24 protein-coding genes are annotated in these 26,669 nt (G+C 73.3%); 12 read left to right on the top strand and 12 right to left on the bottom strand.

Translation table 11 applies throughout. From position 1 onward, the window contains the following. Positions 1–19 precede the first annotated feature (19 nt). The 7 genes from ACFP1K_RS23550 to ACFP1K_RS23520 are packed head-to-tail and all read right to left on the bottom strand — an operon-like array spanning position 20 to position 6,551. Entirely contained in the window at positions 20–1,099 is a 1,080-nt protein-coding gene (locus ACFP1K_RS23550; protein ID WP_380756909.1) for an alpha-hydroxy acid oxidase, read from the bottom strand. Beyond that, entirely contained in the window at positions 1,096–2,364 is a 1,269-nt protein-coding gene (locus tag ACFP1K_RS23545) for a GNAT family N-acetyltransferase (protein WP_380756906.1), read from the bottom strand. The genes ACFP1K_RS23550 and ACFP1K_RS23545 overlap by 4 nt, the downstream gene beginning before the upstream one ends. Further along, positions 2,361–3,218 carry an isocitrate lyase/phosphoenolpyruvate mutase family protein gene (locus ACFP1K_RS23540; RefSeq protein ID WP_380756904.1) on the bottom strand — a complete coding sequence of 286 codons (858 nt, stop codon included), beginning with the start codon at positions 3,216–3,218 and terminating at the stop codon, positions 2,361–2,363. Before ACFP1K_RS23540 ends, ACFP1K_RS23545 begins: the two co-directional genes overlap by 4 nt. A gap of 10 nt (positions 3,219–3,228) precedes the next feature. Beyond that, positions 3,229–3,813, bottom strand: coding sequence for a thiamine pyrophosphate-dependent enzyme (locus ACFP1K_RS23535; RefSeq protein WP_380756902.1), 585 nt, complete (start codon positions 3,811–3,813; stop codon positions 3,229–3,231). Further along, positions 3,803–4,318: a thiamine pyrophosphate-binding protein gene (locus tag ACFP1K_RS23530; RefSeq protein ID WP_380756900.1), complete on the bottom strand. Its 516-nt coding sequence runs from the start codon at positions 4,316–4,318 to the stop codon at positions 3,803–3,805. The genes ACFP1K_RS23535 and ACFP1K_RS23530 overlap by 11 nt, the downstream gene beginning before the upstream one ends. After that, complete coding sequence (locus tag ACFP1K_RS23525) at positions 4,315–5,529, bottom strand: hypothetical protein (protein WP_380756898.1); 1,215 nt, start codon at positions 5,527–5,529, stop codon at positions 4,315–4,317. Before ACFP1K_RS23525 ends, ACFP1K_RS23530 begins: the two co-directional genes overlap by 4 nt. A gap of 2 nt (positions 5,530–5,531) precedes the next feature. After that, positions 5,532–6,551: a GNAT family N-acetyltransferase gene (locus tag ACFP1K_RS23520; protein ID WP_380756896.1), complete on the bottom strand. Its 1,020-nt coding sequence runs from the start codon at positions 6,549–6,551 to the stop codon at positions 5,532–5,534. Between the two features lie 149 nt (positions 6,552–6,700). On the opposite strand from ACFP1K_RS23520, the gene ACFP1K_RS23515 reads away from it, so the two are divergent. After that, positions 6,701–7,798 carry an ISAzo13-like element transposase-related protein gene (locus ACFP1K_RS23515; RefSeq protein ID WP_380756894.1) on the top strand — a complete coding sequence of 366 codons (1,098 nt, stop codon included), beginning with the start codon at positions 6,701–6,703 and terminating at the stop codon, positions 7,796–7,798. A 108-nt stretch (positions 7,799–7,906) separates the two neighbouring features. Here the strand turns inward: ACFP1K_RS23515 and ACFP1K_RS23510 are convergent, their stop codons facing one another. Next, positions 7,907–8,527 (bottom strand): acyl-CoA-like ligand-binding transcription factor, encoded by a 621-nt coding sequence (locus ACFP1K_RS23510; protein WP_380756892.1) that lies wholly within the window; start codon positions 8,525–8,527, stop codon positions 7,907–7,909. 23 nt (positions 8,528–8,550) lie between these two features. On the opposite strand from ACFP1K_RS23510, the gene ACFP1K_RS23505 reads away from it, so the two are divergent. Further along, entirely contained in the window at positions 8,551–9,798 is a 1,248-nt protein-coding gene (locus ACFP1K_RS23505) for an endo-1,4-beta-xylanase (RefSeq protein WP_380756890.1), read from the top strand. A 14-nt stretch (positions 9,799–9,812) separates the two neighbouring features. Here ACFP1K_RS23505 and ACFP1K_RS23500 read toward each other — a convergent pair whose 3' ends face one another. After that, positions 9,813–10,466 carry a response regulator gene (locus ACFP1K_RS23500; RefSeq protein ID WP_380756888.1) on the bottom strand — a complete coding sequence of 218 codons (654 nt, stop codon included), beginning with the start codon at positions 10,464–10,466 and terminating at the stop codon, positions 9,813–9,815. Continuing rightward, entirely contained in the window at positions 10,463–11,749 is a 1,287-nt protein-coding gene (locus ACFP1K_RS23495; protein ID WP_380756886.1) for a sensor histidine kinase, read from the bottom strand. Before ACFP1K_RS23495 ends, ACFP1K_RS23500 begins: the two co-directional genes overlap by 4 nt. 175 nt (positions 11,750–11,924) lie before the next feature. Here ACFP1K_RS23495 and ACFP1K_RS23490 point away from each other — a divergent pair, with 175 nt between their 5' ends. Beyond that, the gene (locus ACFP1K_RS23490) at positions 11,925–13,883 is read left to right on the top strand and encodes a serine hydrolase domain-containing protein (protein ID WP_380756884.1); all 1,959 of its coding nucleotides are present in this window, start codon (positions 11,925–11,927) and stop codon (positions 13,881–13,883) included. A 16-nt stretch (positions 13,884–13,899) separates the two neighbouring features. Here ACFP1K_RS23490 and ACFP1K_RS23485 read toward each other — a convergent pair whose 3' ends face one another. Further along, entirely contained in the window at positions 13,900–14,805 is a 906-nt protein-coding gene (locus ACFP1K_RS23485) for an AraC family transcriptional regulator (RefSeq protein ID WP_380756882.1), read from the bottom strand. Positions 14,806–14,962: 157 nt separating this feature from the next. On the opposite strand from ACFP1K_RS23485, the gene ACFP1K_RS23480 reads away from it, so the two are divergent. From ACFP1K_RS23480 to ACFP1K_RS23470, 3 genes are all read left to right on the top strand, one after another. Next, entirely contained in the window at positions 14,963–15,268 is a 306-nt protein-coding gene (locus ACFP1K_RS23480; protein ID WP_380756881.1) for a putative quinol monooxygenase, read from the top strand. 45 nt (positions 15,269–15,313) lie between these two features. Then, on the top strand, positions 15,314–16,276 hold the full coding sequence (locus tag ACFP1K_RS23475; RefSeq protein ID WP_380756879.1) for an alpha/beta hydrolase: 963 nt from the start codon (positions 15,314–15,316) through the stop codon (positions 16,274–16,276). Positions 16,277–16,409: 133 nt separating this feature from the next. After that, positions 16,410–17,132 (top strand): alpha/beta fold hydrolase, encoded by a 723-nt coding sequence (locus ACFP1K_RS23470; RefSeq protein ID WP_380756877.1) that lies wholly within the window; start codon positions 16,410–16,412, stop codon positions 17,130–17,132. 80 nt (positions 17,133–17,212) lie between these two features. Here ACFP1K_RS23470 and ACFP1K_RS23465 read toward each other — a convergent pair whose 3' ends face one another. Continuing rightward, on the bottom strand, positions 17,213–19,681 hold the full coding sequence (locus ACFP1K_RS23465) for a discoidin domain-containing protein (protein ID WP_380756875.1): 2,469 nt from the start codon (positions 19,679–19,681) through the stop codon (positions 17,213–17,215). 123 nt (positions 19,682–19,804) lie between these two features. Between ACFP1K_RS23465 and ACFP1K_RS23460 the strand changes: the two genes are divergently transcribed. From ACFP1K_RS23460 to ACFP1K_RS23435, 6 genes are all read left to right on the top strand, one after another. After that, on the top strand, positions 19,805–21,043 hold the full coding sequence (locus tag ACFP1K_RS23460) for an extracellular solute-binding protein (RefSeq protein WP_380756873.1): 1,239 nt from the start codon (positions 19,805–19,807) through the stop codon (positions 21,041–21,043). Between the two features lie 23 nt (positions 21,044–21,066). Next, on the top strand, positions 21,067–21,945 hold the full coding sequence (locus ACFP1K_RS23455) for a carbohydrate ABC transporter permease (RefSeq protein WP_380756871.1): 879 nt from the start codon (positions 21,067–21,069) through the stop codon (positions 21,943–21,945). Beyond that, positions 21,932–22,756, top strand: a complete 825-nt coding sequence (locus ACFP1K_RS23450; protein WP_380756868.1) for a carbohydrate ABC transporter permease — start codon at positions 21,932–21,934, stop codon at positions 22,754–22,756. Before ACFP1K_RS23455 ends, ACFP1K_RS23450 begins: the two co-directional genes overlap by 14 nt. Positions 22,757–22,782: 26 nt before the next feature. After that, entirely contained in the window at positions 22,783–24,213 is a 1,431-nt protein-coding gene (locus ACFP1K_RS23445) for a glycoside hydrolase family 5 protein (protein ID WP_380756866.1), read from the top strand. Positions 24,214–24,224: 11 nt separating this feature from the next. Then, positions 24,225–25,469 carry an ROK family protein gene (locus tag ACFP1K_RS23440; RefSeq protein WP_380756864.1) on the top strand — a complete coding sequence of 415 codons (1,245 nt, stop codon included), beginning with the start codon at positions 24,225–24,227 and terminating at the stop codon, positions 25,467–25,469. Next, positions 25,466–26,669, top strand: a 1,204-nt coding sequence (locus ACFP1K_RS23435; RefSeq protein ID WP_380756862.1) for an AAA family ATPase, incomplete at its 3' end; no start/stop codon positions are given. The genes ACFP1K_RS23440 and ACFP1K_RS23435, both read left to right, overlap by 4 nt.

Raw genomic sequence — 26,669 nt, 5'->3', positions numbered from 1 at the left:
TTCGTGTGCGCCGTCAGGCTCATGGGCCACCGCCGGGGGCGGTGACCGGGATGCCGCGCAGCGCGGCCACCGAGGGGACGCCGAGGATGGCGAGCAGGTGGGCGAGGTCGGCGGTGAGCCCGGCGAGTACGCGCCGGACCTCCTCCTGGCCGCCGGTGGCCAGCGCCCACAGCACCGGGCGGCCGACCAGGACGGCGCGGGCGCCGAGTGCCAGGGCGGTGGCGATGTGCGAGGCCCGCCGGACGCCGGAGTCGAAGAACACCGGCGCCCCGGCCCGGTCGCACACGTCCACGACCGGGCCGAGCGCCTCGATCGCCGCCACCGACCGGTCGAACTGCCGTCCGCCGTGGTTGGACACCACCACCCCGGCCGCCCCGGCGTCCAGCGCCAGCTTCGCGTCCCCGGCGCACAGCACTCCCTTGACCAGCACCGGCAGCGAACTCCCCGCGACGAGCCGTGCGACGTCGTCCCAGGTGCTGCCGGGGTCGGGGAACAGCTCGTCGATGAGCCTCTCCGCCGACGCCCCCTCGCCTCGCGCGCCCAGCAGCTCCACGAACCGCGGGTCCTCGCACAGCGCCGGCGGCGCCACCCGGAACCGGTCGAACCGGTTGCCCATGTCCCGCGTCCGCCGCCCCACCACCGGCACGTCCACCGTCACCACGAGCGCCCGGTACCCCGCCTCGGTGGCACGCCGGACAACGCTCTCGGTGACCTCCCGGTCCCGCAGCAGATAGATCTGCTGCCACCGCACCCCCGTCCCCGCCCCCGCCGCCACCCGCTCCGGCGTCTCCGACGAGAACATCGACAGGCAGTGCCCCAGCCCCACCTCCGCCGCCGCGGCGGCCGTGGCCCGCTCGGCCTCCGGGTGACACAACCGCTGCAACCCCATGGGCGCCACCAGGATCGGCGCCACAAGCCTCCCCCCAGGCACCTCCACCCCGAGCGCGCCCTCCCCCGGCGTCCCCCCGAGCATCCGCGGCGTCAGCACCCGGGCATCCAACGCCGCCACGTTCCGCACCATGGCCGCCTCGTCCCCCGCCCCGCCCGCACAGTAGTCATACGCCCCGGGCCCCATCACCTCCCGCGCCTCCGCCGTCACAACCCCTCCCTCCCACCGACCCCGCCCGCAATCCCCACGGACCCGCCCGCTCTCCCCCCGGTCCCGCTCGCGCTCCCCACCGTCTCGCCCGCGCTCACGACCTCGCCCGCGCTCACCGTGGCCTCTCCACGGGCGGGTAAGTCAGGGCCGTTGAGTCCTTCGGAGGTCGTGGTGCGCCAGGCCGCCGCTATGGCGGAGGTCGCGTGGGTGGCGGCGGGGGTCAGGCCGAGCAGGAGGCATTCGAGAGGGATGAGGTGGCAGCCGCGGAGGAGTTTGCCCTCCTCGGCGCCGATGCCGTAGGAGACGCGGCGGACGCCCCGGGTGGGGGCGGTCTCGATGGGGGTGTAGAAGACGGACTCGAAGTACGCGGTGGAGCTGCGGGGGTCGTCGTAGTCGGTGCCGCTGCACACCTCGTGCCAGGTGTCGCCGTCCTGGACCTGGAGGGTGAAGGAGAGCGGGGGGTCGCCCACGGTGACGACGCTCACGCGGTCGCCCAGCGCGGTGAGGAGGAGGGAGAGACGGGCGTGCTCGGCGGCGAGGTCGGCGGGGAGGCCGTAGCGGGCGCGCTGGCGGACGCGCAACTCGACTATGCGGTCCAGGAGCGCGGCGTCGACGTGCTCCACCAGGCGGCCGTGGAGGCCCAAGGCGTGCAGGCGGCGCCGTTCGGCGGCCACGCGCCGGCGGCGGTGAGCGGGCAGGGCGGCCAGGTAGGCGGGGTAGCCGCCGGAGGGGACGTCCACGTAGGAGTCGCTGGTGAGGGGGACCGGCTCGAAACCGGCCACCGAGGCGCAGGTCGCGAGCACGCCGCCCGTCTCGGTGTACGGGAGCGCGACGGCCCGCATACCGGCGTCCGACGCCCACGCCACGATCGCGCCGAGCAGCTCGCCGACCGCGGCGGGGTCGTCACGGCGCGAGCCGACGGGGAACGTCGCGTACCCGGGACAGCTCAGGAACAGGTTGGGGAACAGCTCCCCCGCCACCGGTGCCAGGCCGCCGAGGTCGGCCCCCGAGGGGGCGAACGGCGCCGAGGTGTCGGCCAGCAGCAGGCGCAGGTTCCCGAACGTGTAGGCGTCCGGGTCGGCGGCCACGATGCCCGCCAGCCCGGCCGTCACCTCGTCGCCGCCGAGCCACAACCACACCGGCCGCCCCTCCAGGCGCCCCGCCATGGCCCGGTGCCAGGACTCCTCCGCGAGCAGCGACATCCCGGCCGCGGCCCGCCAGGCGTCGGGGTACTCCCACCCGGCCCGCAGCCCGGACGACGTCACGAGGACTCCTCGGGGTCGGGCGACCGCTGCAACGCGAAGATCTCCGACACCGGGACGATCTCGCCGTCGACGGCGTCGGCGCGGCCGTGCCGCCGCAGGTCGCGCAGGGTGCGGGACACCCCGCCGACCAGTGCCCGCAGGCCCTGGTTGGCGTAGATCACCATCCGGACCCCGGCTTCCTGCAGGGTGTCCTCCGACACGTGCCCGTAGGTGGTGGGCACCACGACCAGCGGAACGGGCTCGTCCCACATGGCCGCGACCTTCAGGACACGCTCGGGCCCGGCGTCCTTGCTGTGCACGAGGACGGCGTCGGCGCCCGCGCGGGCGTAGGCGCGGCCCCGGTGCAGGGCCTCGTCGATGTCGAAACCGGCGATGAGGGCCTCGGTGCGGGCGATGAGCACCAGGTCGCCGTCCTCCCTGGCCCGCACGGCGGCGCGGATCTTCTCGACGAAGCGCTCCACCGAGATCAGCTCGTGCTCGGCGTCGGACAGGCTGTTGGCCTTGGGAAAGGTCTTGTCCTCGAAACAGACGGCGGCGATGCCGCGCCGCCGGTAGCTGCGCACCATGTGGGCCACGTTGAGCGGCCCGCCGAACCCGGTGTCGCAGTCGGCGACGACCGGGAGGTCCACCACCGCCTCCATCGACTCCGCCGCGGCCAGGTACTGCGTCATCGTGACCAGGCTGGCGTCCGGCAGCCCGTAGCTGGCGGACACCTCGAAGCTGGACGCCCACACCGCGTCGAAACCGGCCGTCTCGACCAGTCTCGCGGTCAGGCCGTTGTGCGCCCCCGCGGCGCGTACCAGCCCGGGGCCCTCCAGCATTCGGCGTAACTCGGCGGCCTTCGATCCCCGCATGATCCTCCGCTCATCGTGTACTCGTGGACTCGTCGGTGCCCGCCGCCGCCATGAAGCGGCGGGCGATGTCCCTCGGATGGCCGGGCACGCGCGGATACCGCGCCCCGCCGGCCCGCAGCGTGCGCACCAGCACGAACGCCGGCCCGGGTACGCGCAGCCCCTCGGCCACGGCGTCCCGTAGTTCGTCAACGGTGTGCGGGCGGGCCGCGGCGGCGTACCCCGCGGCGAGCGCCGCCGCGGGAAGGTCCACCCCGCCCGCGAGGCTCGGCTGCCCGCCGGTGGTCTCGTACACCCCGTTGTCCAGCACCACGTGCGCGAACGGCGTGCGCACCGCGGCCGCCGTCACGGGCAGGCCGCTGAGGCCCATCAGCAGGTTGCCGTCCCCCTCGACGGCGACGGCCGGGCGTCCGGTGGCGGCGGCGAAACCGGCGGCCAGCGGGGGCGCGAGGCCCATGCTGCCGAACATGGAGAAGTTCAGGGGGTGGCCGCCCACGGCCGCCGCGGCCCGCGCCACGTCCCCGTTGCCGACGAACACCGCCGCCCCGGCCGCGCGGGCGGCCGAGAGGATCGCGGCCAGCGCCTCGTCACGCCGCATCGTGCGCCTCCCCGGCGAGATGCGCGGGCACCCCCAGCAGGGCGGCGGGCGCGCCGCGGTCCCGGGCCAGGGCCACCGTCTCGGCCAGCGCGGTCTTGAAGGTCCCCTCGCCCATGACGTGCCGCACCACCGGGATCCGCAGGGCGGCCAGCACGTCGGCCAGCACCTCGCCGAGGACGTTGTGGTGCGGGACGTCCCGGCCGAGGTAGCCGTGCCAGGAGACGTACAGCGGCAGGGGGACCCCGTACACCTGGGCGAGGCTGGTGAGGGCGTCGGTGGCGTTGCCGAGCCCCATGCTCTTCATGAAGACCAGCGGCGACGCGCCCCCGAGCCACGCCCCGACGGCCAGCGCGACCGCGTTGTCCTCCCGCGTGGCGGGCAGGTACGCGATGCCCTGGTGTCCCTCGGCGAGCTCGCCCGTGAGCGGCGCGAGCGCGGAGTCCGGCACGCCGCTGACGAAGGTGACACCACACGCCAGCATGGCGCGCACGTGCTCGCCGCTCATCGGCCCACCTCCCGGCCGCCGGTGGCCTCACCCGCGGGACGGCCCGGGGCTCCGCTCGTGGAATGACCCGGCGCCTCGCCCGGGGGACGGCCCGGGGCCTCCTCGCTGTACCGGAAGGACAGCCCGGACACCGTGCGCAGCACCGCGTGGACGTCGTCGTCGAAGGCCAGCACCCAGGCGTCCAGGGGGCACGGGTCGCAGCCGCGCCACGCCTTGGCGTCCAGGTGGCTGATGCCGTAGTCCACCACGTCGCCGGGCCGGTACAGGCCGAGGCGGATCGGGGCGTAGTAGGCGTTCTCGAAGTGCGCCAGCCCGAGCCCGGGGCCGGGGTCGGTGGCGGAGAGGGCCGCGTACACGGTGTCCCGGTGCCGGACGAGCAGCAGGCAGGCCACGTCCCGTCCCTCGTGGGCGGTCAGCACCAGGCGCAGCGACTCGGGCGGGAACCCCGCCAGCACGCCCGCCATCCGCGCCCGCTCGGCCGCCTCGTCCGGTACCCGGCCGAACTTGGTCAGGTGCGCGCAGCGCAGCCGGGTGATCGCCTCCAGGCCCTCCAGGGGATCGGCCCGCCGGGACGTGAGCCCCATGGCGTCCACCTTGCGCAGTTCGACGCGCACCTTGCGCCCGCGCCCGGGGCGCAGCGCGGCGGCGTACCCGGCGAGGTCCGTCCAGCGCACCCGCAGCAGGCCGCGCGAGGTCAGCGCGACCGGCGTGAACCCGTGCCCGGCGAGCACGCGCCGCACCGCCGCCGCGTCCCGCGGCACGTACAGGAACGCGCAGGTGGCCGCGCCCTGGTCCCGCGCCAGCCCGATCAGGCGGGACACGGCCGCGTCCAGGAGCCCGGGGTCGTGCGGGCCCGCCACGGCGAGCTCGTAGCCGGGAAGCACGGCCCGCAGGCTGGGCAGCAGCGCGGCCTCCGTCCCCGGCCGCCGGTCCAGGGCGGCCCGCAGCGGCCCCTCACCCTCCGGCGTCCACGGGAAGACGAGCGGCCAGCGGACCGTCGTGCGGACCAGGTCGTACGCCTCGGACGACTCGTCGCCCTTGTCCAGGAACGCCAGCACGGAGACCCCGTCCCCGCCGCCCGCCCGGACGGTGAACGGCCGGCCGCCGGGACGGGTGACGTTGGCGCGCAGCCACCCCGGCGTCGCGTACAGCCGGTCGGCGTCGCCCGGCCACAGGTGCTCGGCGAATCCGCCCTCCACGACGGCGCGCACGCTCACACCTCCCACACGAAGGCCAGCAGTTCCCGCCGGGACAGCCGGTGCCGGGCCTTGAACTCGTCGTTGCGCCGCCCGCACTCCAGCCGCCGCACCCCGAGGTCGAACGCCAGCCGCAGCTCGTGGTGGAACAGCACGTGGTTGGGGCTCCAGTTGAGCTCCGGCGGGTACACCGCTCCCCCGGCCCAGGTGTGCAGGACGCCGCCGTCCCGGAAGCACACCGACGCCGCGAGGGTTCGGCCGCCGAGGCGCACCCGCAGCACGGTGAGGTGCCCGCCGAGCGCGGCGAGGAACCCCCGGACCGCCGCCTCGGGGTAGTAGTTGTTGCCGTGCTTGGCGGCGCTGGCGGCGCACAGCGCGGCGACGTCGGCGGCGTCCTCGCCGGAGCCGTCGCTCAGCTCGATCCGCGCCCCGGCGGCCTCGGCCCGGCGGGCCGCGGCGCGCAGGGTGCGGCGGGTGGCGCGGGCCATGGTGGCGAGCAGGCCGTCCAGCCCGCCGTACGACGGCACGTCCAGGTACCAGCGGGCCGCCGACGGCACCGGCCGCGCCCCCGGCAGCTCGGCGAGCAACGCGGCCAGCGGCCCGTCGGCGGGCACGTTGAGCAGGCAGCACACCCGCGCCCCGAGCCGCGACGCCTCGGCCAGCGCCGCGTCCCGCAGCCCGCGCAGCACCTCGGGGGACGGCGCGGCCAGCATCGCCGTGGTGTCGTAGCAGTGCGGGAAGTGGCTGATCAGCGCGTCGGTGGCCGCGCCGCCCGCCGGGGGCCGCACGCCGAGGATGGCGAAGATCTCCCGGCCGTCCAGCAGGTACAGCGGCAGCGCCCCCACCGGCGTCCCGCCCGGGTCCCGGGCCAGCAGGTACGCGGTGGCGCGCTGGCCGCCCAGCCCGGACCGCTCGTACGCGCTCAGCACGCGGTGCCGGTAGAAGACCGGCGAACCCGACCGGTCCACCAGCGCGTCCCATTCGACGGCGTTCATCTCGCGCGCCGCGCGCAGCACGTCCAGGGTTCCCGTGGACAAAGACGGCTCCTTTCCGCGTGCGACGTCGCCATTCGCATCGCCATTCGCATCGCCATTACGGGAGCTAGTGACTCCAACAAGATCCAGCAGCCATCATCTGTTTACAAGGGATGGCGGCCGCGCAGAAAAAAGTGTGGTGATCAGGACATATGGCCGACTCGACCGGCGGCATCGAGGAAATCCTGACGAAAAAGCTGGGCGAGCTGAGACCACATTTGAACGAACGGCAGTGGCGGCTGCTGCTGGCCGCCGAGGCGCGTGCCCTCGGCCACGGCGGGATCGCGCTGATCGCGCGGGTGACGGGGGCGTCGCCGGACATGGTGCGGCGCGGCATCCGCCAGCTCGCCGGCCGCGCGGTGGCCGTGCCGGCCGAGCGGGTGCGCCGCCGCGGCGGGGGCCGCAAGCGGGCCGAGGAGGTGGACCCGGCCGTCGCCGCGGCGCTGGACGCGCTGGTCGACCCGCCGCGCGCGGAGATTTCTGCGCGGCGCCCGCTGCGCTGGACCACCCAGTCGACGGCGAGGCTCGCCGTGGCGCTCGGCGCCCGGGGTCACGTGGTGAGCCCGCGCACCGTCGCGCGGATGCTGAAGGACACCGGGTACCGCCTGCAGTACGACGCCAGCGCGGGTCTGCGGGCCAAGGACAGGGACGCGCAGTTCGGGTACGTCGCGGAGGAGGCCGGACAGTGGACCGCCGGGCAGCCGGTGGTGGGCCTGGACATCGAGCGCAGGCAGCTGCGCCCGCCCGCCACCGGGACGGACGCCCCCGCGGCGGACTGGAGCAGGACCGAGTGGGACGACGACACCGCGGTGTTCGCGGTGGCCACGCTGCGCCTGTGGTGGGAACGGGCCGGGCGGCACGCCAACCCCGCGGCCAGCCGCATGCTGCTCGGCATCGGCGCGACCGCCTCGGCCGGGGCGGAGGGCAGGCTGCGCGTGTGGGAACGTCAGCTCGCCGCGTTCGCCGCGCAGGCGTCCCTGACGGTCACCGTGTGCCATCTGCCGGACGGCACCCGCAAGTGGACCGGGGTGCGGCAGCGGACCATCGCCACGCTCCACGTGAACTGGCACGGCGGGCCGCTGATCGCGCACCACGTCACCGTGGTCCCCGTCGCGGGCACCGCCGTGGAATTCGACCCACGGGCCATCTCCGACCCGCCGGATGACGCCGATTCCCTCCCGCTCGCCCGCCATGTGTTTCACGGGGACTGGAACTACACGATTGACCACCGACATTACTGGCGGTCATAGATAAACGCGCATCCCATATTCATCGCTCCCCGGAACTGCATTGTCTCGATGCGTCACAGTGCGCCGTTCAGTTGTGTTCACGGCGCGCCATCGGGAATTCACGCCCGGTCAGACGGGAAGCCCCGCCTCCAGCAGGGAGAGCGCCCGGTCCACGAGGTCCGCCACCGGGGTCTCGCCGCCGGACTCGACCCAGGCGAGCAGCACGGGGAGCAGGGCGCCGATCACGGCGCCCGCGAAGACCCGCACCGCCGGGCCGGACGGGTCGGCGCCGGTGCGCTCGGCCACCGCGTCCGCCAGAAGGTCCATCATCGACAGCATGTTCTCCAGCGACCGGGCGCGGGCCGCGGGGACGGTCATGGCGAGCCGGGTGCGGAACAGCGCCGACTCCAGGTCACGGTCGCCGGCCTCGGTGGCGACGGCGCGGAACGCGGCCCGCAGCGCGGGGAGCGGCGCGAGGCCCGACGGCTGGCGGCGGAACGCCTCGGCCAGCATGGGGTCGTACTCGTCCCGCAGGAGCAGGTCCTCCTTGGTGGGGAAGTACCGGAAGAACGTGCTCGGCGAGATCTCGGCGGCCTCGGCGATGCTCTCTACGGTGGTGGCGTCGTAGCCGCGCTCGGCGAACAGGCGCAGCGCGTGGTCCTGGATCGCCCGGCGGGTCTTGGCCTTCTTTCGCTCGCGCAGGCTCATGGCGGCCTGGCCGGCGCCGCCGGCGGGCGAGGGTGAGCTCATCACGTCTGACTATAGTTGGCACGGTGATCGCCTTGGACCCCTCGATCAAGCGGCATCGCACCACCGACGTCACCCTCACCGTCACCTCTCCCGACGGAACGCCCCTCGCCGGCCAGGAGGTTGTCGTCGCGCAGCGGAACCACAGGTTCCTGTTCGGCTGCATCGGGTTCGACCTGGTCCCGTACATCAACGGCGAGCTGACCGGCGAGGCCGAGGCCGCCGAGGCCGAGCGCATGGCCGGCCTGTGGCTGGATCTGTTCAACTTCTCCACGCTGCCGTTCTACTGGGGCCGCTTCGAGCCCGAGCGCGGCCGTCCCGACACGCGGCGGGTGCTCGCCGCGGCGCGCTGGTTCGCCGACCGGGGCCTCGCCGTCAAGGGCCACCCCCTGGCGTGGCACACCTCGACGGCGGACTGGCTGATGGAGCTGTCCAACGCCGACGTCGCCGCCGCGCAGGTGGCGCGCATCCAGCGGGAGCTGAAGGACTTCGCCGGTGTCATCGGCATGTGGGACGTCATCAACGAGGTCGTGATCATGCCGGTCTTCGACAAGTACGACAACGGCATCACCCGCCTCTGCCGGGAGATCGGCCGCATCCCGATGATCCGCATGGTCTTCGACGCCGCCCGCGACGCCGACCACCGGGCCACGCTGCTGCTCAACGACTTCGACATGTCCTCGGCCTACGAGTGCCTCATCGAGGGCGTCCTGGAGGCCGGGATCCAGATCGACGCCCTGGGCCTGCAGAGCCACATGCACCAGGGGTACTGGGGTGAGGAGAAGACCCTCGCGACCATCGACCGCTTCGCCCGCTACGGCCTGCCCATCCACTTCACCGAGAGCACCCTGCTCTCCGGCCACCTCATGCCCCCCGAGATCGTCGACCTGAACGACTACAAGATCGACGAATGGCCCTCCACCCCCGAGGGCGAGGCCCGCCAGGCCGACGAGATGACCCGCCACTACACCACCCTCCTCTCCCACCCCGCCGTGGAGGCCATCACCTACTGGGGCTTCACCGACAAACGCAGCTGGCTGGGCGCCCCCGCGGGCTTCTTCCGCGCCGACGCCACCCCCAAGCCGTCCTACGAGGCCCTCCACTCCCTGATCAAGGGCTCCTGGTGGCTCCCCCCCACCCCCCTGACCACCGACGAGAACGGCCGCACGACCTTCACCGGCTTCCTCGGCGACTACGACCTCACCACCGCCGCCACCACGACCGCCTTCCAGGTCGACATCCCCGGCGAGACGGCGCTCCGCCTCACCTGCTGACCCCGGCGGTGCCGCTACTCGAGGAGGCCCGCGCGGAAGGCCGCGATGGCCAGCTGGACGCGGTTGGTCGCCGAGAGCTTGTCGAACAGGCGGGTGATGTGGCTCTTCACGGTGGCCTCGCTCATGTGGAGATGCGTGGCGATGTCGGCGTTGGCGTGGCCCAGGCCGATCTCGATCAGTACCTCCCGCTCCCGTCCGGTAAGGGGGCGCAGGCGGTCCAGGGCGGCGCGGCGGTGGCGGGTGCGGTCCTCGGTGGTGACGCGGGTGATGAGCCGGCGGGTCACCGCCGGGGAGAGCATCGCGTCGCCCGCCGCCGCCAGGCGCACGGCGCGCAGGAGGTCCAGTGGCGGGGTGTCCTTGAGCAGGAAGCCCGTGGCGCCCGCTTCCAGAGCGCGGAAGACGGCGTCGTCGGCGTCGAAGGTGGTGAGGACGACCACCGCCGGTGGGTGCGGGCGGGCGCGGATCGCGGCGGTCGCGGCGAGGCCGTCCAGGCCGGGCATCCGGACGTCCATCAGGACGACGTCCGGCCGGTCGCGGCCGACGGCCTCGATGGCGGCGCGGCCGTCCGTGGCGTCGCCGACCACGGCCATGTCCTCCGCCGTTTCGAGGATCATGCGCAGGCCGGCGCGGACGAGCGCCTCGTCGTCGACGAGCAGCACCGAGATCACGACCGCGACCCACCGTCCCCGTCCTGTACCCCAGCCTCCCCGGCCTCCCCGGCATTTTCTCCGGCCCGCTCGCCCGGCGCGTGGACCAGCCAGGGCAGGTCGGCGCGCAGGCGCCAGCCGCCGTCCTCGTCGCCGAGTGGGCCGCTGCTCAGGGTGCCGCCGACCAGGCGGAGCCGCTCCGCCAGGCCCACCAGGCCGGAGCCCGAGCCCGGCAGGTCGGCGGGCGCGGCGGTCGCGAGCGTGTTGTGCACGGTGACGCGCACCGTGCGGTCGCCGCGGTCCGTCGTGCGGTCGCCGTGGTTCATCGTGCCGTCGCCGTGGTCCGTCGTGCCGTCGGCGTGGTCGACCGTGACGGTGACCGGGGCGCCGGGGGCGTGTTTGCGGGCGTTGGTCAGGCCTTCCTGGACCACGCGGTGGACGACTCTGGCCATGGCGGGGGGTAGGGGGCCGGCGTGGTCGTGGAGTTCGACGTGCTGGCCGGCGTCGGTGGACGCGCGTACCAGGGAGGTCAGGTCGGTGAACGGCTCGCCCTGGCCGGGGGGCGCGTCGCGCGTGGGGGGCAGGTCGGCCCGTAGCACGCCGAGGACGTCGCGCAGCTCGTGCAGGGCCTCCCGGGCGGTGACCCTGATCAGGGCCGCGCCCTGCCGGACGCGGTCGGAGCTGCCGCTCGCGGTGAGCTCAAGGCCGCCGGCGTGCAGGGCGATGAGGGACATCTTGTGGGCGAGCACGTCGTGCATCTCCCGGGCGATCCGGGTGCGCTCGGCCGCGCGGGCCTGCTCCTCGCGGAGCACGCGCTCGGCCTCGGCGCTCTCGGCCCTCTCGCGCCAGGACGCGGCCAGTGCCCGCCGGGTGTCGGTGTGGACGCCCGCGGCCGTCAGCGCCACGGCGACGCAGGCGGCCCAGACCGCGTCGCTCGCCGTCAACCGGCCCTCGCCGAGCCACGACCATCCGGCGAACCCCGCCCACCCGGCGACGAGCGGGACCAAGAGGTGCCGGCGCGGCGCGTAGGAGGCACCCGAGTACACGCCGGCGAGCAGGGGGCCGGGGTTGCCCGACAGCGTGTACGCCGCCGCGCCGGCCACGGCCGCGAGCAGGGGCAGCCGCCGGCGCCACCACTGCGCCAGGCCGCCCGCCGCGCCCGCGACCGCGATCACCGGCCCCGGCGGCGCCGCCCAGTGCCCTTTGACGGCGAAGGCGGTGAGCACGAGGCACGCCGCCACCACCGCCGCGTCCACGACACGCCGGCCCGCGAGGCGGGCCCGCAGGCGGCGCGTCACGTCCATGCCCGCAGACTAGGCGCTGACCGGCGCCGTCCTCATCCGCCTTTCGTCGCCGGTCCGGGCCGCCGGGCTCCGACTTTCGTCGCAGGACGGCGTCGCCACCGGGGCGATGCGGCCGCGGCCCGCGCGCCGCGATGCTGAACGGCGTCCCTCTCAGCGGAAACCGCCGGAGCCGTCCATGCGTACCTGCCTGTCCCGCCTGACCACGCGAGCGGCCTTCGCCCTCCTGCTCGGCGCCACCGCCCTGCCCGTCCTCGCCGCGCCCGCTGCCTCGGCCACCACGGCCACCACGCCCGCGGCCACCACGCCCGTGGCCTCGGCCACCTCGGCCGCGTGTCCCGCGCCCGCCTCCGCCGCGCTGGCGGGCTTCTTCGACGGTGTGGTTCCGGGCAGCCTGAAAAAGGATCACGTGCCGGGGGCGGTGGTGTCGGTGGTGTCCGGTGATCGCACCGTGTTCGCCAAGGGGTACGGTCTGGCCGACGTGGCGCGCGGAGTCGCGTTCGACCCCTCACGCTCGCTGGTCAGGATCGCCTCGATCACCAAGCTGTTCACGTGGACGGCGGTGATGCAGCAGGTCGAGGCCGGGCGGCTCGACCTGGACGCCGACGTGAACCGGTACCTGAAAGGGTTCGAGATCCCCGCGACCTACGCGGAGCCGGTGACCCTGCGGACCCTGATGAACCACACCGCCGGGTTCGAGGACCAGGTCGTCGGCACCGGGGCACGCGCCTCCGCCGACGTGCCGCCGCTCGGCGAGTACCTCGCGCGGCACGTCCCGGCCCGGATCCGGCCGCCCGGCGAGGTCTCCGCCTACTCCAACTACGGCGCGGCGCTCGCCGGCCACATCGTCGCCGAGGTCACCGGCGAGCCCTACGACCGCTACGTCCGGCGGCATCTGCTGGACCCGCTGGGCATGACGCACAGCACCGCGACCGAACCGGTGCCCGCGCCCCTGGCGCCCGGCCTCGCCCGCAGTTACGACAGCGACGCCGCTCCCCCGCGCCCGGTCCCCTTCGTCTTCGACCTCATGCCGCCGGACGGGTCGATCAGCGCCACGGCCGCCGACATGGCCAACTTCATGATCGCCCACCTGAACGGCGGGCGTTCCGGGGACCGCGCCGTCCTCTCCCCCGCGACCGTCGCCCTCATGCACCAGCGCTCGTTCACCGCCGATCCCCGCCTGGGCGGGTACGCGCACGGGTTCATGGACCGCACCTTCAACGGCCACCGCGTACTGATGCACGACGGCGGCTGGGAGGGATTCTCCAGCGTCCTGATGCTGGTGCCGGACTGCCGTCTCGGGCTGTTCCTGTCGGCCAACGCCACCGGCGGCGCCGGCACGCTGGGCCTGATCAGCGCGTTCTTCGACCGGTTCACCCCGCCCCCCGCGACCCCGGAATCCCTCCAGGCGCCGCGTTCGTCCTTCCCGCTGACCAGCACCCCGCCGCGGCCCGGCTTCTACGCGCGGACCCGGCACAACGAGTCGACGATCGAGAAGATCCTCGTCCTGCTCGGCTCGCTGCGGCTGACCGTGGCCGGCGACGGCACCGTCCACTTCGAAGGCAAGGACTGGGTCCCCCGGAACGGCGGCCTGTACGACCGGAAAGGCGGCGTCGAACACCTCGCGTCCCTCGCCGGTCCGAGCGGCCATCGCTACGTGGCCGTCGACCGGGGATCCACCTACCAGCTGATCCCCTTCTGGCAGACCCCGCTCTTCAACCTGCCGGTCCTGCTGGTGTTCGCCGTCACGGCCCTCGGCGCCCTCGCCGTCCCCGCGGCGGCACTGCGCCGCCGCCTGTCGCGGCGTCCCGTCACCGTCTCGGCCACGTGGCGGACGGCCCGCGCGCTGGCCGCCGGAGCCGCCGCCCTGGGTCTGGCCTTCCTGGTGCTCCTGGCGATCCAGCTGTTCGGCGACACCGGCGAATTCGTCTACGGCGCGCCGGCGGGCTTCCGCGCCCTGCTCCTGATGCCGCTCGTGGTCCTCCCGATGGCCGGCGCGGCGGCGGTGTGCACGGTCGTGGCCTGGCGAAGTGGAGGCGTCGCCGCCCGGGTCCACCAGGTGACCGTGCTCGCGGGACTGTCGGCGCTGGCGTGGTTCCTGTGGCAGTGGAACCTGGTCGGCTGGCAGTTCCCCTGACGTGCGGGCCGGTCCCTCACACCAGGGCCGGCGCGGTGCCGGGCGCCGAGCCGCGCAGGCGGGCGGCGTCCTGGCTGGGCGGGGCGCCGAACTGGCGGCGGTACTCGCGGCTGAACTGCGACGGGCTGTCGTAGCCGACGCGGTGGCCGACGCCGGTGACGTCGCCCGGGTGGGTGGCGAGCAGCAGGCGGGCCTCCTGGAGGCGGATCTGCTTCTGGAACTGGATGGGGCTCATCGCGGTGACGGCCTGGAAGTTGCGGTAGAAGGCGGACACGCTCATGCCGGACAGCTGGGCCACGTCCTCCACGCGGAAGGGCTGCGCGTAGTGGTCGCGGATCCACCGGACGGCCCGCGCGATGTGGGTGAGGCTGCTGTCGGCGAGGCCCAGCTGGCGGACGACGGCGCCCTGTTCGCCGGTGATGAGCCGCCACAGGATCTCCCGCTTGATCAGCGGCGCCAGCACCGCCATGTCGCGCGGCTGGTCGAGCAGGCGCAGCAGCCTGACCACCGCGTCGACGAGCGCGCCGGGGGCGTCGCTGACCGCCATGCCGGACGGCGCGCCGCTCCCGGCGGGCGGGAGGTCGCCGGGGGCCGCCTGGAGCAGCAGCTCGGCGACGGTGGCCGGGTGCAGGATCAGGCCGAAGCCGATCGCCGGGCGCTCCGGGGCGGCCTCGGTGAAGTGGCCGGTGATCGGCATGTCGACCGAGGCGACGAGGTACTGCCCGGCGCGGTACTCGTACACGCGGTCGCCCAGCGCGATGCGTTTGGCACCCTGCGCGATGAGCGCCATCACCGTGCCCGACATCGCCGGCGACGGCGGAGCGGCCCGCTCGACCCTGGAGACCAGGACGCCGTCGATGGCGGTGGTCGCGTCGGGCCGGGCATGGCGCATCAGCAGGTCGCGCAGTTCACCGAGGTCCATGCCCCGATTGAAGCACGAACCCGATACTCCAGGCAATGATAGGATCAGGCAAGTACCCAGGAGCATCGTTCTAACGTTTTAGCAGGTCAGAGCGCTTTAATGGACTCATCGAGATCTCCGGAGCCACACGAAGGCCCCAAGAACGAAGGAGTCCCCCATGAGCGTCGGCCACGGTTTCCACGCCACCATGACCGCGCGGCCCGGAACGGGCGACGAGCTGGTCGAGCTCCTGCTCGGCGCCCCGTCCCTGCCGCACCCGGACTGCGTCGTCTTCCTGGTCGGCCGCTCGGCCGCCGACCGCGACGTCGTCCACGTCACCGAGGGCTGGACCAGCGAAGAGGCCCACGGCGCGTTCTTCGCCACCGAGGAGGCGCAGGCGCTGGTCGCGAAGGTCCAGGCGCTGCTCACCGGTGAGTCCCGGTACCTCGACGAGGTGCCGGTCGGCGGCAAGGCCGCCTTCTGAGAACAGCCGCCCACCACACCGAACCCCCGCGGAAAGGAAACCCCGATGACTCTCGCACGCCCCGATCTCGACCCCGAGCTGAGCGCGCTCCTCGCGGAGATGCCGCTCATGTCGGAGCTCGGCCCCGAGGTTCTCGCCCAGATGCGGCAGCTCCCGACGACGCCGGTCGAGCCCCTCCTCGAAGGCCGCGCGGCCGACCGGCGCGAGGTCACCGTCCCCGCCCCGGACGGCACGCCGATCCCCCTGTCGATCTTCAGCCCGGCCGGCCGGGCCGCGGCGGCCCCGTGCGTCTTCTGGATCCACGGCGGCGGGATGGTCATGGGTGACCGCTTCTCCAACATCGACATCCCGCTGGAGTGGCTCGACCTGCTCGGTGCCGTCGTGGTCTCGGTGGACTACCGGCTGGCCCCGGAGGTCACCGGCACCACCCTCGCCGAGGACTGCTACCAGGGCCTGCTCTGGACCGTCGAGCACGCCGCCGAGCTGGGCATCGACCCCGCCCGCGTCGTCGTCGCGGGCGCCAGCGCCGGGGGCGGTCTCGCCGCCGGGGTGACCCTGATGGCACGCGACCGCGGCACCCCCGCGATCGCCGCCCAGGTGCTGATCTGCCCCATGCTCGACCACCGCAACGTCACCACCTCCAGCCGCCAGTACTCCGGCGGCCCGGGGGTCTGGACCCGCGAGATGAACGAGTTCGGCTGGCGGTCGGTCATCGGCGATCCGGGCGCCGAGGACGTCTCCGCGTACGTCTCCCCCGCACTGGCGGACGACCTGTCGGGCCTGCCGACCACCTACATCGACGCGGGCACGGCCGAGGTCTTCCGCGACGAGGACGTCGACTACGCCACCCGGATCTGGGCGGCCGGCGGCCAGGCGGAGCTCCATGTCTGGGCGGGAGGCTTCCACGCCTTCGACGCCCTGTACCCCGAGGCGCGGATCTCCGCGGCGGCCCGCCGGACCCGTGGCGACTGGCTCACCCGGATCCTGGGCCCGGCTTCCCACGTGTAGACGCCGTCCCCGTTCCCGCGAGACCGGTCCCGGCCCCGGGACGCGCACCCCGGGTGATACGGATGCGACCGCGTCCGCCTTTTTCCTAGCCTGCCCGCATGACACACCCTGACGCGACGACAAGGAGCAGGACATGACCGTCACCACGACGGCCGCGGGCCGACCCACCATCGTGCTGGTGCACGGGGCGTTCGCCGAGTCGTCGAGCTGGAACGGCGTCATCGCCGGGCTGCTCGCCGACGGCTACCCGGTGCTCGCGGTCGCCAACCCGCTGCGCGGCGTCGAGTACGACGCCGACTACCTCCGCGGTGTCCTGGCCGGGATCGAAGGGGACATCGTCCTCGTCGGCCACTCGTACGGCGGCTTCGTCATCACCAACGGCGCGACCGGCAACCCCGCCGTCAAGGCCCTCGTCTTCGTCGGCGGCTTCGCGCCGGAGGCGGGCGAGAGCGCCGCGTGGCTCGCCGGCCGCTACGAGGGCGGCACGCTCGGCGAGACGCTCGCCGCCGTCAAGCTGCCCGACGGCGGCACCGACCTCTACATCCGGCAGGACCGGTACCACGAGCAGTTCGCGGCCGACTCCCCGGCCGCGGAGGCCGCGGTCATGGCCGCGACGCAGCGCCCGATCGTGGAGTCGGCGCTCAACGAGCCGTCGGGCGAGCCCGCCTGGAAGGCGATCCCCTCGTGGTTCCTGTTCGGCTCCGAGGACAGGAACATCCCCGCCGCCGCGCACCGCTTCATGGCCGGCCGCGCCGGCTCCCGGCGGACCGTGGAACTGGCGGGCGGGTCGCACACGGTCGCCGTCCTGCTGCCGGACACCCTCGTGGACCTCATCCGCGAGGCGGCACTCGGATAGCGGCGGCACACAAGGAGATCACCGCCTCCCGGCGAGGGAGGCGGTGATCTCCTTTTCGGCCGTCCGGCGGGCGGCGCGGGTCAGTAGGAGGAGTACATCGTGATCTCGTCGATGGACCACCAGTAGCCGGTGGAACCGGTCTGGGTGATCCTGACGTACCGGGCGGTCTGCGGGGTGACGGTGATCGGCCGCTTCCAGCCGAAGCCGATCCCGGTGGCGACCGTCGTCCAGGTGGTGTCGTTCATGGAGAACTCCAGCCGGTAGCCGCGCGGGTAGTCGCCGAGGGCGTTGCCCGGCGTCTGCACGGTCACCTGGGCGATCGTCCGCGGCGCACCGAGGTCGACGCGGTACCACTGGCCCGGGGTCTGGGCCGCGCCGGTGTCCCAGCGCGTGGAACCGTTGCCGTCGTAGGCGCCCTGCACGGTCCCGGTGTGCGGACCGGTCGACGACGCGCTGGCGTTCCAGCCCGTCGTGCTGATGGGGACGGGGGCGAACGTGGACAGGCCGCCGGCGTACTTGGCGACGGTCGCCGCCAGGCGGTCGTTCCGGGTGAAGGTGCCGGTGCCGAAGCGCTGGAGCTTGCGCACGAAGGTGGCGGCGTCGTCGGAGTTGATCACCGGGACGGGGGCGGGGCGGTTGTAGTGGAAGCCCCAGTAGCCCTGGGAGTCGGCGTCGGTCCCCTTGGTCTTGTAGGTCCAGTTCGACCAGGACTGCTGCCGGGCGTTGAGGCCGGCCATCCATCGCGCCCACACGTCGTCGAAGTAGTACAGGGAGTACTCGCCGTACAGGACCGGGACGCCCGGGGAGGCCAGCAGGCCGGTCAGGTCGTTCAGCTTGTCGGACACCAGCTGGTTCTGGAACTCCCACTGCGTGGGGTGGTCCATGTCGTACGGGTGGAGCTCGTAGACCACGTTGGTCCAGCCGTGGAGCGACGGCGGGGTGATGTGGGCGTGGTCGAAGAACGCGCCGAGGAAGATGACGTGGTCGGCGTCGACGGCGCGGACGGCGTCGTAGAGCCTGTCGTAGTAGGCGCTCTTCTTCGCGACGTCGTCGGCGTCCTCGTTCTCGTCGACGAGCGGCTCGTTGATCAGGCCGTACCCGGCGACGGCGGGGTCGCCGGCGTAGCGGGTGGCGACGGCCTCCCAGATGTCCTCGACCCAGGTCTGGTACTCCGCGTTGGCCCAGAACTCGTTGGGGCTCACCCCGGCGCGCCCGCAACTGCCCCACGGACAGCCGCCGCCGGGCACGGTGTGCAGGTCGAGCAGGGTGTACAGGCCGCGGTCCGCGAGCTCCTCCACCAGCCAGTCGATCTTGCCCCACGGGTCGGCCTTCCAGGTGCCGTCGAGGTTGAGGAACGTGGTCCAGCCCATCGGCAGGCGGACGAAGTTCAGGCCCATCGCCGCGATGTCGTCCAGGTCGGCCGCGGTGATCCAGGTGTCCTCGTGCGCGTCGCGGATCGTCCGCGCGACGGCGCGGCCGAAGCGGTCGTCCATGGTGAGCTGGAGGTCGTAGTCGTCGCCGTTGAGCCCGACCGACATCGTGCCGATCGACCACCACCGGAAGCTGGTACCGGTCTGCACCACCCGCACGAACCGAGCGCTCGCGGGCGGGAAGTTGATGTTCGTGGCCTTGAACCTCCCGGCGCCGGAGGCGACCTGCGTCCAGTTCGACTGGTCGCCGGACAGCAGGACGGTGTAGCCGCGGGGGTAGTCGTCCTCGGAGGTCGTGTTCTTCTCCGAGTCGAGCGTGACGTTGTTGATCGTCATGCGCGCGCCCAGGTCGAGCTGGACCCACTGGCCTGGCGCCTGGCCGGTCTCGGTGGTCCACCGGCTCGCGACGTGCTCGTCGATCATGCCGGCGGGGGTGGAGCCGTGCGACGCCGACGCGGTCCACTGCGTGGGATCGAACGACTCCTTGTCGTTGAACACGTTGAACTCGCCGACCGACCACCAGTACGCGGCGGCGCCGGTCTGCCGGACACGGACGTGCCGGGCGATCACCGGGGTGAAGCGGGCGGTCGTGACCGTGGCGGCGTCGCTCCCCGGGCCGTCGTACGCGTGCCTCCACGCCGTGCCGTCGCCGGACACCTCGACCACGAAGTAGCGGGGGAAGTCCCCGCCCGTGAACTCGGTGTGGTCGAAGGCGACCCTGTTGAAGCGTGACAGCGCGCCGAGGTCCACGCTCAGCCACTCGCCGCCGTTCATGGCGGACCCGGTGGTCCACCGGGTGGTGCCGTCACCGTCGATCGCCCGAGCGGCGTCCTCCCCGTAGGTGGGGTGCCCCGGCGAGGCGGTGACCGCCCAGCCGGTCCTGTCGGCCGCGAACTCCCCGAGGGGTGACATCCAGTCCTCCTGGGTGAGCCAGCCGCCGAGGTTGGTCCCGCGCAGGCCGGTCGTCGCCCCGAGGCCGGAGTCCTTCTTCAGCACCGAGCCGCTGACCTTGAGAAAGTCGGCCGGGCCGAGGGCGGCGGCCGCGGGCTGAGCCATGGCCACCAGGGTCGCGGCGGCGAGCAGGGTCGTGAGGGCGGCGGCCGTCCATCGGCGATTCATCTGGACCTCCTCGAAGTTCGACAGTTGCGATGGTCGCCCGCACGGCCTACTTTGTCTATAGCTTGGGCTAAGCCGATTATCAACGGGTCACGAACTCTCCACAGCCTGAGAGGGACCACCTCGATGCGAAGACCTCGACTGGCGCTCGCCGCGCCCCTCGTGGCCGTGAGCCTGCTTTCGCTCGTCGCCTGCTCCGGCACGGCGCCCGCCGGGAACGCCGGCGGCGCCAGGGAGCTGACCGTCTGGATCATGGGCGACGGCTCCGCCCACTTCCAGCGCCTCGTCAAGCCGTTCACCGACCAGACCGGCATCGGGGTCGACACCGTCGCCATCCCGTGGGACTCGGTCGACCAGAAGTTCACCACCGCCGTGGCGTCCGGCGACGGGCCCGACGTCCTGCAGATCGGCCTGTCGAAGCTGCGCGCCTTCGCCGACTCCGGGGCCCTGCTCACGCTCGACGACCAGACGCTGAAGGACCGCCCGGCCCTGGCCGCGGCAGGTTTCCTGGACGGCGTCGCCGCCGCCGGCGGCGCCCGGGTGAGCGTCCCGTGGGTCAGCGACACCCGCGTGCTGTTCTACCGGACCGACATCCTCGCCGAGGCGGGCATCACCGGGCCCCCGGTGACCTGGGACGAGGTCCGCGCGTACGCCAAGACCCTCGCCGGCCGGGGCGAGGGCCGGTACGGCTACCACATCCCGCAGTGGGACAGCGCTCTTCCCGTCATCATGACCTGGACCGAGGGCGGCGCGATCGTCGGCGACGGCGGGGAGCTCGACTTCGACACCCCCGCGTTCCACCGGGCCGTCGACATCTACACCGGCCTGTACGCCGACGGGAGCGTGCCGGCCGACGCCGACTTCGACCAGCTCCAGGGCTTCGTCTCCGGCGCGACCCCCATGCTGGTCTCCGGCCCCTACCTGGCCGCCGCGATCACCTCGGCCGCGCCGCAGCTGGACGGCGCCTGGTCGGTCGCCCCGATCCCCGGCGGCGCCGCGCACACCTCACTGCTGGCCGGCTCGAACCTCGGCGTGTGGGGGTCCACCGACGACGAGGACGGCGCCCTGCGGCTCCTCGACTACCTCTCCCGGCCGCGGACGCAGCTGACCTGGTACGAGCTCGACGGCCAGCTGCCGGCGACGAAGGCCGCGCTGAGCGACCCGCGGCTCACCTCCGACCCGCTCGTCTCGGTGTACGCCGAGCAGCTGCGCGACGCACGGCCGCTGCCGCCGGTGCCCAACTGGGACGGCGACACCGGGAAGGTGCTCCTGGACACCCTGAACTCCATCGTCCTGACCGGCGCGGACCGCGACACCGCTCTCCGAGGCCTGTACTCGGCGACCGGCGGAACGTCCGTCCATTGACCGGCGAACCACGCGGAGCCACCGTGAAACAGACGTTCGCCCCCTACGGCTTCATCGCCCCGGCGATGGTCCTGCTGCTGGCCTTCGGAGTGCTCCCGATCCTGGTCGCCCTGCCGGCCAGCGTCACCGACATGAACCTGGCGGGCCTGGCCGACTGGTCCAGGATCGAATTCGTGGGCCTCGCCAACTACCGCGGGCTGTTCGCCGACCCCGGCTTCTGGCAGGCCCTCACCAACACCGCGATCTTCGCGCTGCTCGGCGTGCCCACCGTCGTCGCCGTCTCGTTCGGGGCCGCGCTCCTGCTCCACCGGAGCGAGAACCGCCTGTTCCGCGCGCTGCGGGCGTTCTACTTCGCCCCGGCCGTCACCGCGATCGTCGCGGTCTCGCTGGTGTGGGGCTACCTGCTCAACACGCAGTTCGGCCTGCTCAACCACCTGCTGTCCCTCGCGGGGCTGCCGCCGGCGCGGTGGCTGAGCGACCCCGTCCTGGTGAAGTTCTCCGTCGCGCTCGTCGCCGTCTGGCGCGGCACGGGACTGAACATCATCATCTTCCTCGCCGCGCTGAAGGGGATCCCCCGGGAGTACCTGGAGGCCGCGGAGCTCGACGGCGCCTCCGGGCCGCGCAAGATCATCTCGATCGTCGTCCCGCTGCTGCGGTTCGCGTTCCTGTTCGTCGTGGTCACCACGGTCATCGCCTGGTTGCAGTTCTTCGACGAGCCCTTCGTGCTCACCAAGGGCGGGCCGCTCGGCGAGTCGACGAGCATCTCCCTGTTCCTGTACCAGAAGGGGTTCTCCGCGAGCCAGTTCGGCTACGCCGCCGCCGGGACCCTGGTGCTCTTCCTGATCATCGCCGGCGTGACCCTCGTCCAGCTGCGCGCGCGGAGGTCCGATGCGGATCGCTAGCCCCCGCAGCCTGACCGTGGTCACCGCCGCCGTCCTGTGCGCCGGGGCCCTGGTGACGGCGTTCCCGTTCCTCTGGATGGTCTCCGGCTCGGTGAAGCCGCGCTCCGAGTCGGTCGCCCACCCGCCCCGGCTGCTCCCGCGGGCACCCACGTTCGAGAACTTCGCGCGGTTGTTCGGGGAGATGGACTTCGGCCGCTACCTGGTCAACACGGTCGTGGTCGTGCTGATCAGCATGGTGGGGGTGCTTCTCATGGCGATGGCCGGGTACGGGTTCGCCAAGTTCCGCTTCCGGGGGCGCGGCCCCATGTTCTTCCTGGTACTCGCGACGATGATGATCCCGGTGCAGGTGACCATGATCCCCACCTATCTCATCCTCAACGGCGTGGGGCTGACCGGCACCCTGGCCGGCGTCGCGCTCCCGGGGCTGGTGTCGGGGTTCGGCGTCTTCCTGTTCCGGCAGTTCATGTCCGCCGTCCCCACCGAGATGATCGAGGCCGCCCGCATCGACGGCGCCGGCGAGCCGCGCATCTTCTGGCGGATCGTCCTGCCGCTGTCCAGGCCGGTGCTGGCCGTCCAGATCGTCCTGACCTTCATCGGCGCCTGGAACAGCTTCCTCTGGCCGCTGATCATCGCCGACGACGAGCGGCTCTACACCCTGTCGGTCGGGGTGTCGCTGCTGAACCGGCAGATCGCGACCAGCCCGTCGCTCCAGATGGCCGGGGCGACCCTCATGGTGGTCCCCGTCCTGATCGTCTTCGTCGTCTTCCAGCGTCACATCGTGCAGGGATTCACCCTGTCCGGCCTCAGGTAAGCGCATCGAGAAAGCAAGGAAGTTTCATGTCCAATCGCTTCACCGGCTTCGTCCGTGCCAACGGCCCCCGGCTCGTCGACGGCTCGGGTTCCCCACTGCTGCTGCGCGGCGTCGGCCTCGGGAACTGGCTGCTCGCCGAGGGCTACATGTGGAAGTTCGGTGACGAGATGAGCTCGGCCCGCCAGATCGAGCGGCGCGTGGAGTCCCTCGTCGGCCCCCGCCGGGCCGCCGAGTTCTGGGCCCGGTTCCGCGCCGGCTACATCGCCGAGGACGACGTCGCCGCCATCGCGCGCCTCGGCTTCGACCACGTCAGGCTCCCGCTCAACTCCCGGGACCTCGTCGGTGAGGACGGCGCCTTCCTCGGCGGCTTCGCGCACATCGACGACCTGCTGCGCTGGTGCGAGGCCCACGGCCTGTGGGTGCTGCTGGACATGCACGGCGCGCCGGGCGGGCAGACGGGCACCAACATCGACGACTCCCCCAACGGCAGGCCCGAGCTGTTCATGGACGACCGCAACCGGCGGCTGACGATCCACCTGTGGGAGGAGATCGCCCGGCGGTACAAGGACAGCACCGTGGTGCTCGGCTACGACCTGCTGAACGAGCCGTTGCCGAACGAGTGGCAGCACGTCTACTCCGCCGAGCTGGTCTCCCTCTACCGCGACCTGACCGCCGCGATCCGGGCGATCGACCCGTCCCACCTGATCATCTACGAGGGCTCGCACTGGGCGACGAACTGGTCCATCTTCACCGACGTCTTCGACCCCAACTCCGCGTTGCAGTTCCACCGCTACTGGTGCCCGCCCGACCGGTCCAGCGTGCAGGAGTACCTCGACGTCCGGGACCGCCTCGGCCTGCCCATCTACATGGGGGAAGGCGGGGAGAACACCCCCGAATGGATCTACGCGGCGCACCGGCTGTACGAGCAGTACGAGATCGGCTGGAACTTCTGGCCGTGGAAGAAGCTCGACACCCTCACCTCCCCCGTCTCCGCCGTCCGTCCCGGCGGCTGGGAGCTGATCGCCGACCCGCACGCGAAGGTGGACCCCGATCTGGCCTGGAGCATCCTCCAGGACTTCCTCGACTCCGTCGCGCTGCGGGCCTGCCGGGAGCGCCCGGAGATCGTCAACGCCATGTTCGGCCGCGCCCCGCTGCGCATCCCCGGGTGGGGGTTCATCGACGAGGCCCCGGCGTTCCGCGACCGTTTCGCCAGGTACGACCATGCAGACGTGTGGGACCGCTCCTCGGGCCGGCCGTACGCGGAGACGGAACTGATGCCGGTGACCGTGCGCGCCGGGGAGGAACTGCACTTTCCCCTCGAAGGCCACCCCGCCGCCTGGCACGCGGACTCCGACGAGCCGGACGCGTTCCAGATCTCCTGGCAGGAAGGCCGGCTGGTCGCCCACGCGACCAGGACCGCGCGGCTGCGGGCCCTCAACGTGACCGTCACCGACTGAGACGAGGAACCATGAGCGCCGAAAACGGAGGCGGCCGGCCCGTGCTCTCGCTACCCGAGGTGTCCACGGTCACCACCCTGCGCCAGCGCAACCGCGCGCTGGTCCTCAAGCAGGTGATCCTCGCGCAGGAGACCACGCGGGCCGCCATCGCGCGGCAGAGCGGGCTGTCCACGGCCTCGGCGGGCAACCTCGTCGCCGAGCTGATCGCCGCGGGCCTCGTCGAGGAGCGCGGGTCGGTGTCCTCGCGCGGAGGCCGCCCCATCACGCTGATCGGCCCCCGCGCCGAGAGCGCGATCACGATAGGCGCCGACATCGGCGAGCGCGGCGTCGCGGTGATGATGTTCGACCTGGCGATGAACCGCGTCGACCGCGAGTTCCGCGGCGGCGCCAAGGAGGAGGATCCCGAGCGGATCGGCGCCGACCTCCACGGGGCGCTGGTGGCCCTTCACGACCGCAACGCCGGCCGCTGGCCGACGCTGCTCGGCATCGGCCTCGGCCTGCCGGGCCTGGTCGAGACCGGCCCGGCGGGACGTCAGATGCTGTACGCCCAGAGCCTCGGCTGGCCGCCCGTCCCCGTCTCGTCCCTGTGCGACGCGGGCGACATCCCCGTCCTCGCGGAAAACGGCGCCAAGATGCAGGCCAGGGCCGAGCTGTGGTTCGGCGGCGCCCGCGGCGCGGACCACGCCCTGGTCGCGCTCCTCGGCCGCGGCGTCGGGCTCGGCGTCGTCACCGGAGGCCAGGTGGCGTACGGCGCCCACTCCAGCGCCGGGGAGTGGGGGCACACGGTGATCGAGCGCGGCGGCCGGGTGTGCCGGTGCGGCAACCGGGGATGCGTCGAGGCCTACCTCGGCTCCGACGCGATCCTGTCGGCGTGGCGGGACACCGGGGCGGTCTTCGAGGGCACCGGCTGGCGGGCCGTCGGCGAGCTCATCGCCGCCGCGCATCGGGGGGACCCGGCCGCGGTCGCGATCGTCGAGGACGTCATCGACTGCCTGGGGGCCGCGCTGGGCGGCATGGTCAACCTGACCGGCCCCGAAAAGATCGTCATCGGCGGCTGGGTCGGCCTGCGGCTCATGGAGTCCCTCGGCGACCGCATCACCGCCGCGATCAGGAGACACAGCCTGTCCAGGCCGGGCGGCCAGTTCGAACTGCTGGTCGCCGGGTTCGGGGGCGACGCCGTGGCCACCGGTTCGGCGCTGCTGCCCCTCGAAGCGCTCATCGCCGCCGATCCGATGTCCGAAAGGGGCCTTCGATGACCGGCTTACTCGAGGCTGGCTTCCTCCACGGACGGGGGTACCGAGATCCGCGTCCCGTGCGGCACAGGGCCGTCCCCGTGCTCGATCCACGGCGCGCCGAGTGCGACAGGCTCGACCGGCTGGTGGCGGCGGTCCGCGCCGGGGAGAGCCAGTCCCTGGTGCTGCGCGGGGAGCCCGGCGTGGGCAAGACGGCCCTGCTGGAGTACCTGGTCGAGCAGGCCGCGGGGTGCCGGGTGGCGCGGGCCGCGGGCGTGCAGTCCGAGATGGAGCTGCCGTACGCGGCGGTGCACCAGCTCTGCGCCCCGATGCTGGACCGGCTCGGCCGGTTGCCGGAGCCGCGGCGCGACGCGCTGGGCACCGCGTTCGGCCTCAGGGCGGGGCCGCCGGCCGACCGGTTCCTGGTGGGCCTGGGCGTGCTGACCCTGCTCGCGGACGTGGCCGGCGACCGGCCGCTGGTGTGCGTGATCGAGGACGCGCAGTGGCTCGACGGCGACTCGGCGCAGGTGCTCGCGTTCGTCGCGCGGCGGCTGTCCGCCGAGTCGGTGGCGTGCGTGTTCGCGGCCCGCGGCGACACGCACCACCTGTCCGGACTGCCGGAGCTGGTGATCGGCGGCCTGCGGGACGAGGACGCGCGTGCGCTGCTGCGGTCGGTGATCCCGAGCCCGCTGGACCGGCACGTGCGGGACCGGATCGTCGCCGAGGCGCACGGCAACCCCCTGGCGCTGCTGGAGCTGTCGGACGGCATGACCCCCGCCGAGCTCGCGGGCGGCTTCGGCCTGCCGACCGCCCAGGCGCCGCCCCGGTGGAGCGAGGACGGCTTCCTGCGGCGCCTGGAACCGCTGCCCCCGGACACCCGATGGCTGCTGCTGGTCGCGGCGGCCGAGCCGGTCGGGGACCCGGTCCTGGTCTGGCGGGCGGCGGCGCGGCTCGGCGCCGGGACCGCCGCGGCGGCCCCCGCCGTGGCGGCCGGGCTGTGCGAGTTCGGCGCGCGGGTGCGGTTCTGCCACCCGCTGGTGCGCTCGGCGGTGTACCGGGCCGCCACCCCGGACGAGCGCGGGCGCGCGCACCACGCGCTGGCGGAGGCGACCGACGCCGTCGCCGACCCGGACCGCCGGGCCTGGCACCGTGCGCACGCGGCGGGCGGGGCCGACGAGGACGTGGCCGCCGGCCTGGAACGCTCGGCCGTCCGCGCGCAGGCAC

The organism is Sphaerisporangium aureirubrum (assembly GCF_042658925.1).
Classification (GTDB): domain Bacteria; phylum Actinomycetota; class Actinomycetes; order Streptosporangiales; family Streptosporangiaceae; genus Sphaerisporangium; species Sphaerisporangium aureirubrum.
Note: the sequence above shows the minus strand (reverse complement) of the source record. Positions and strands in the feature narration are given on the sequence as shown.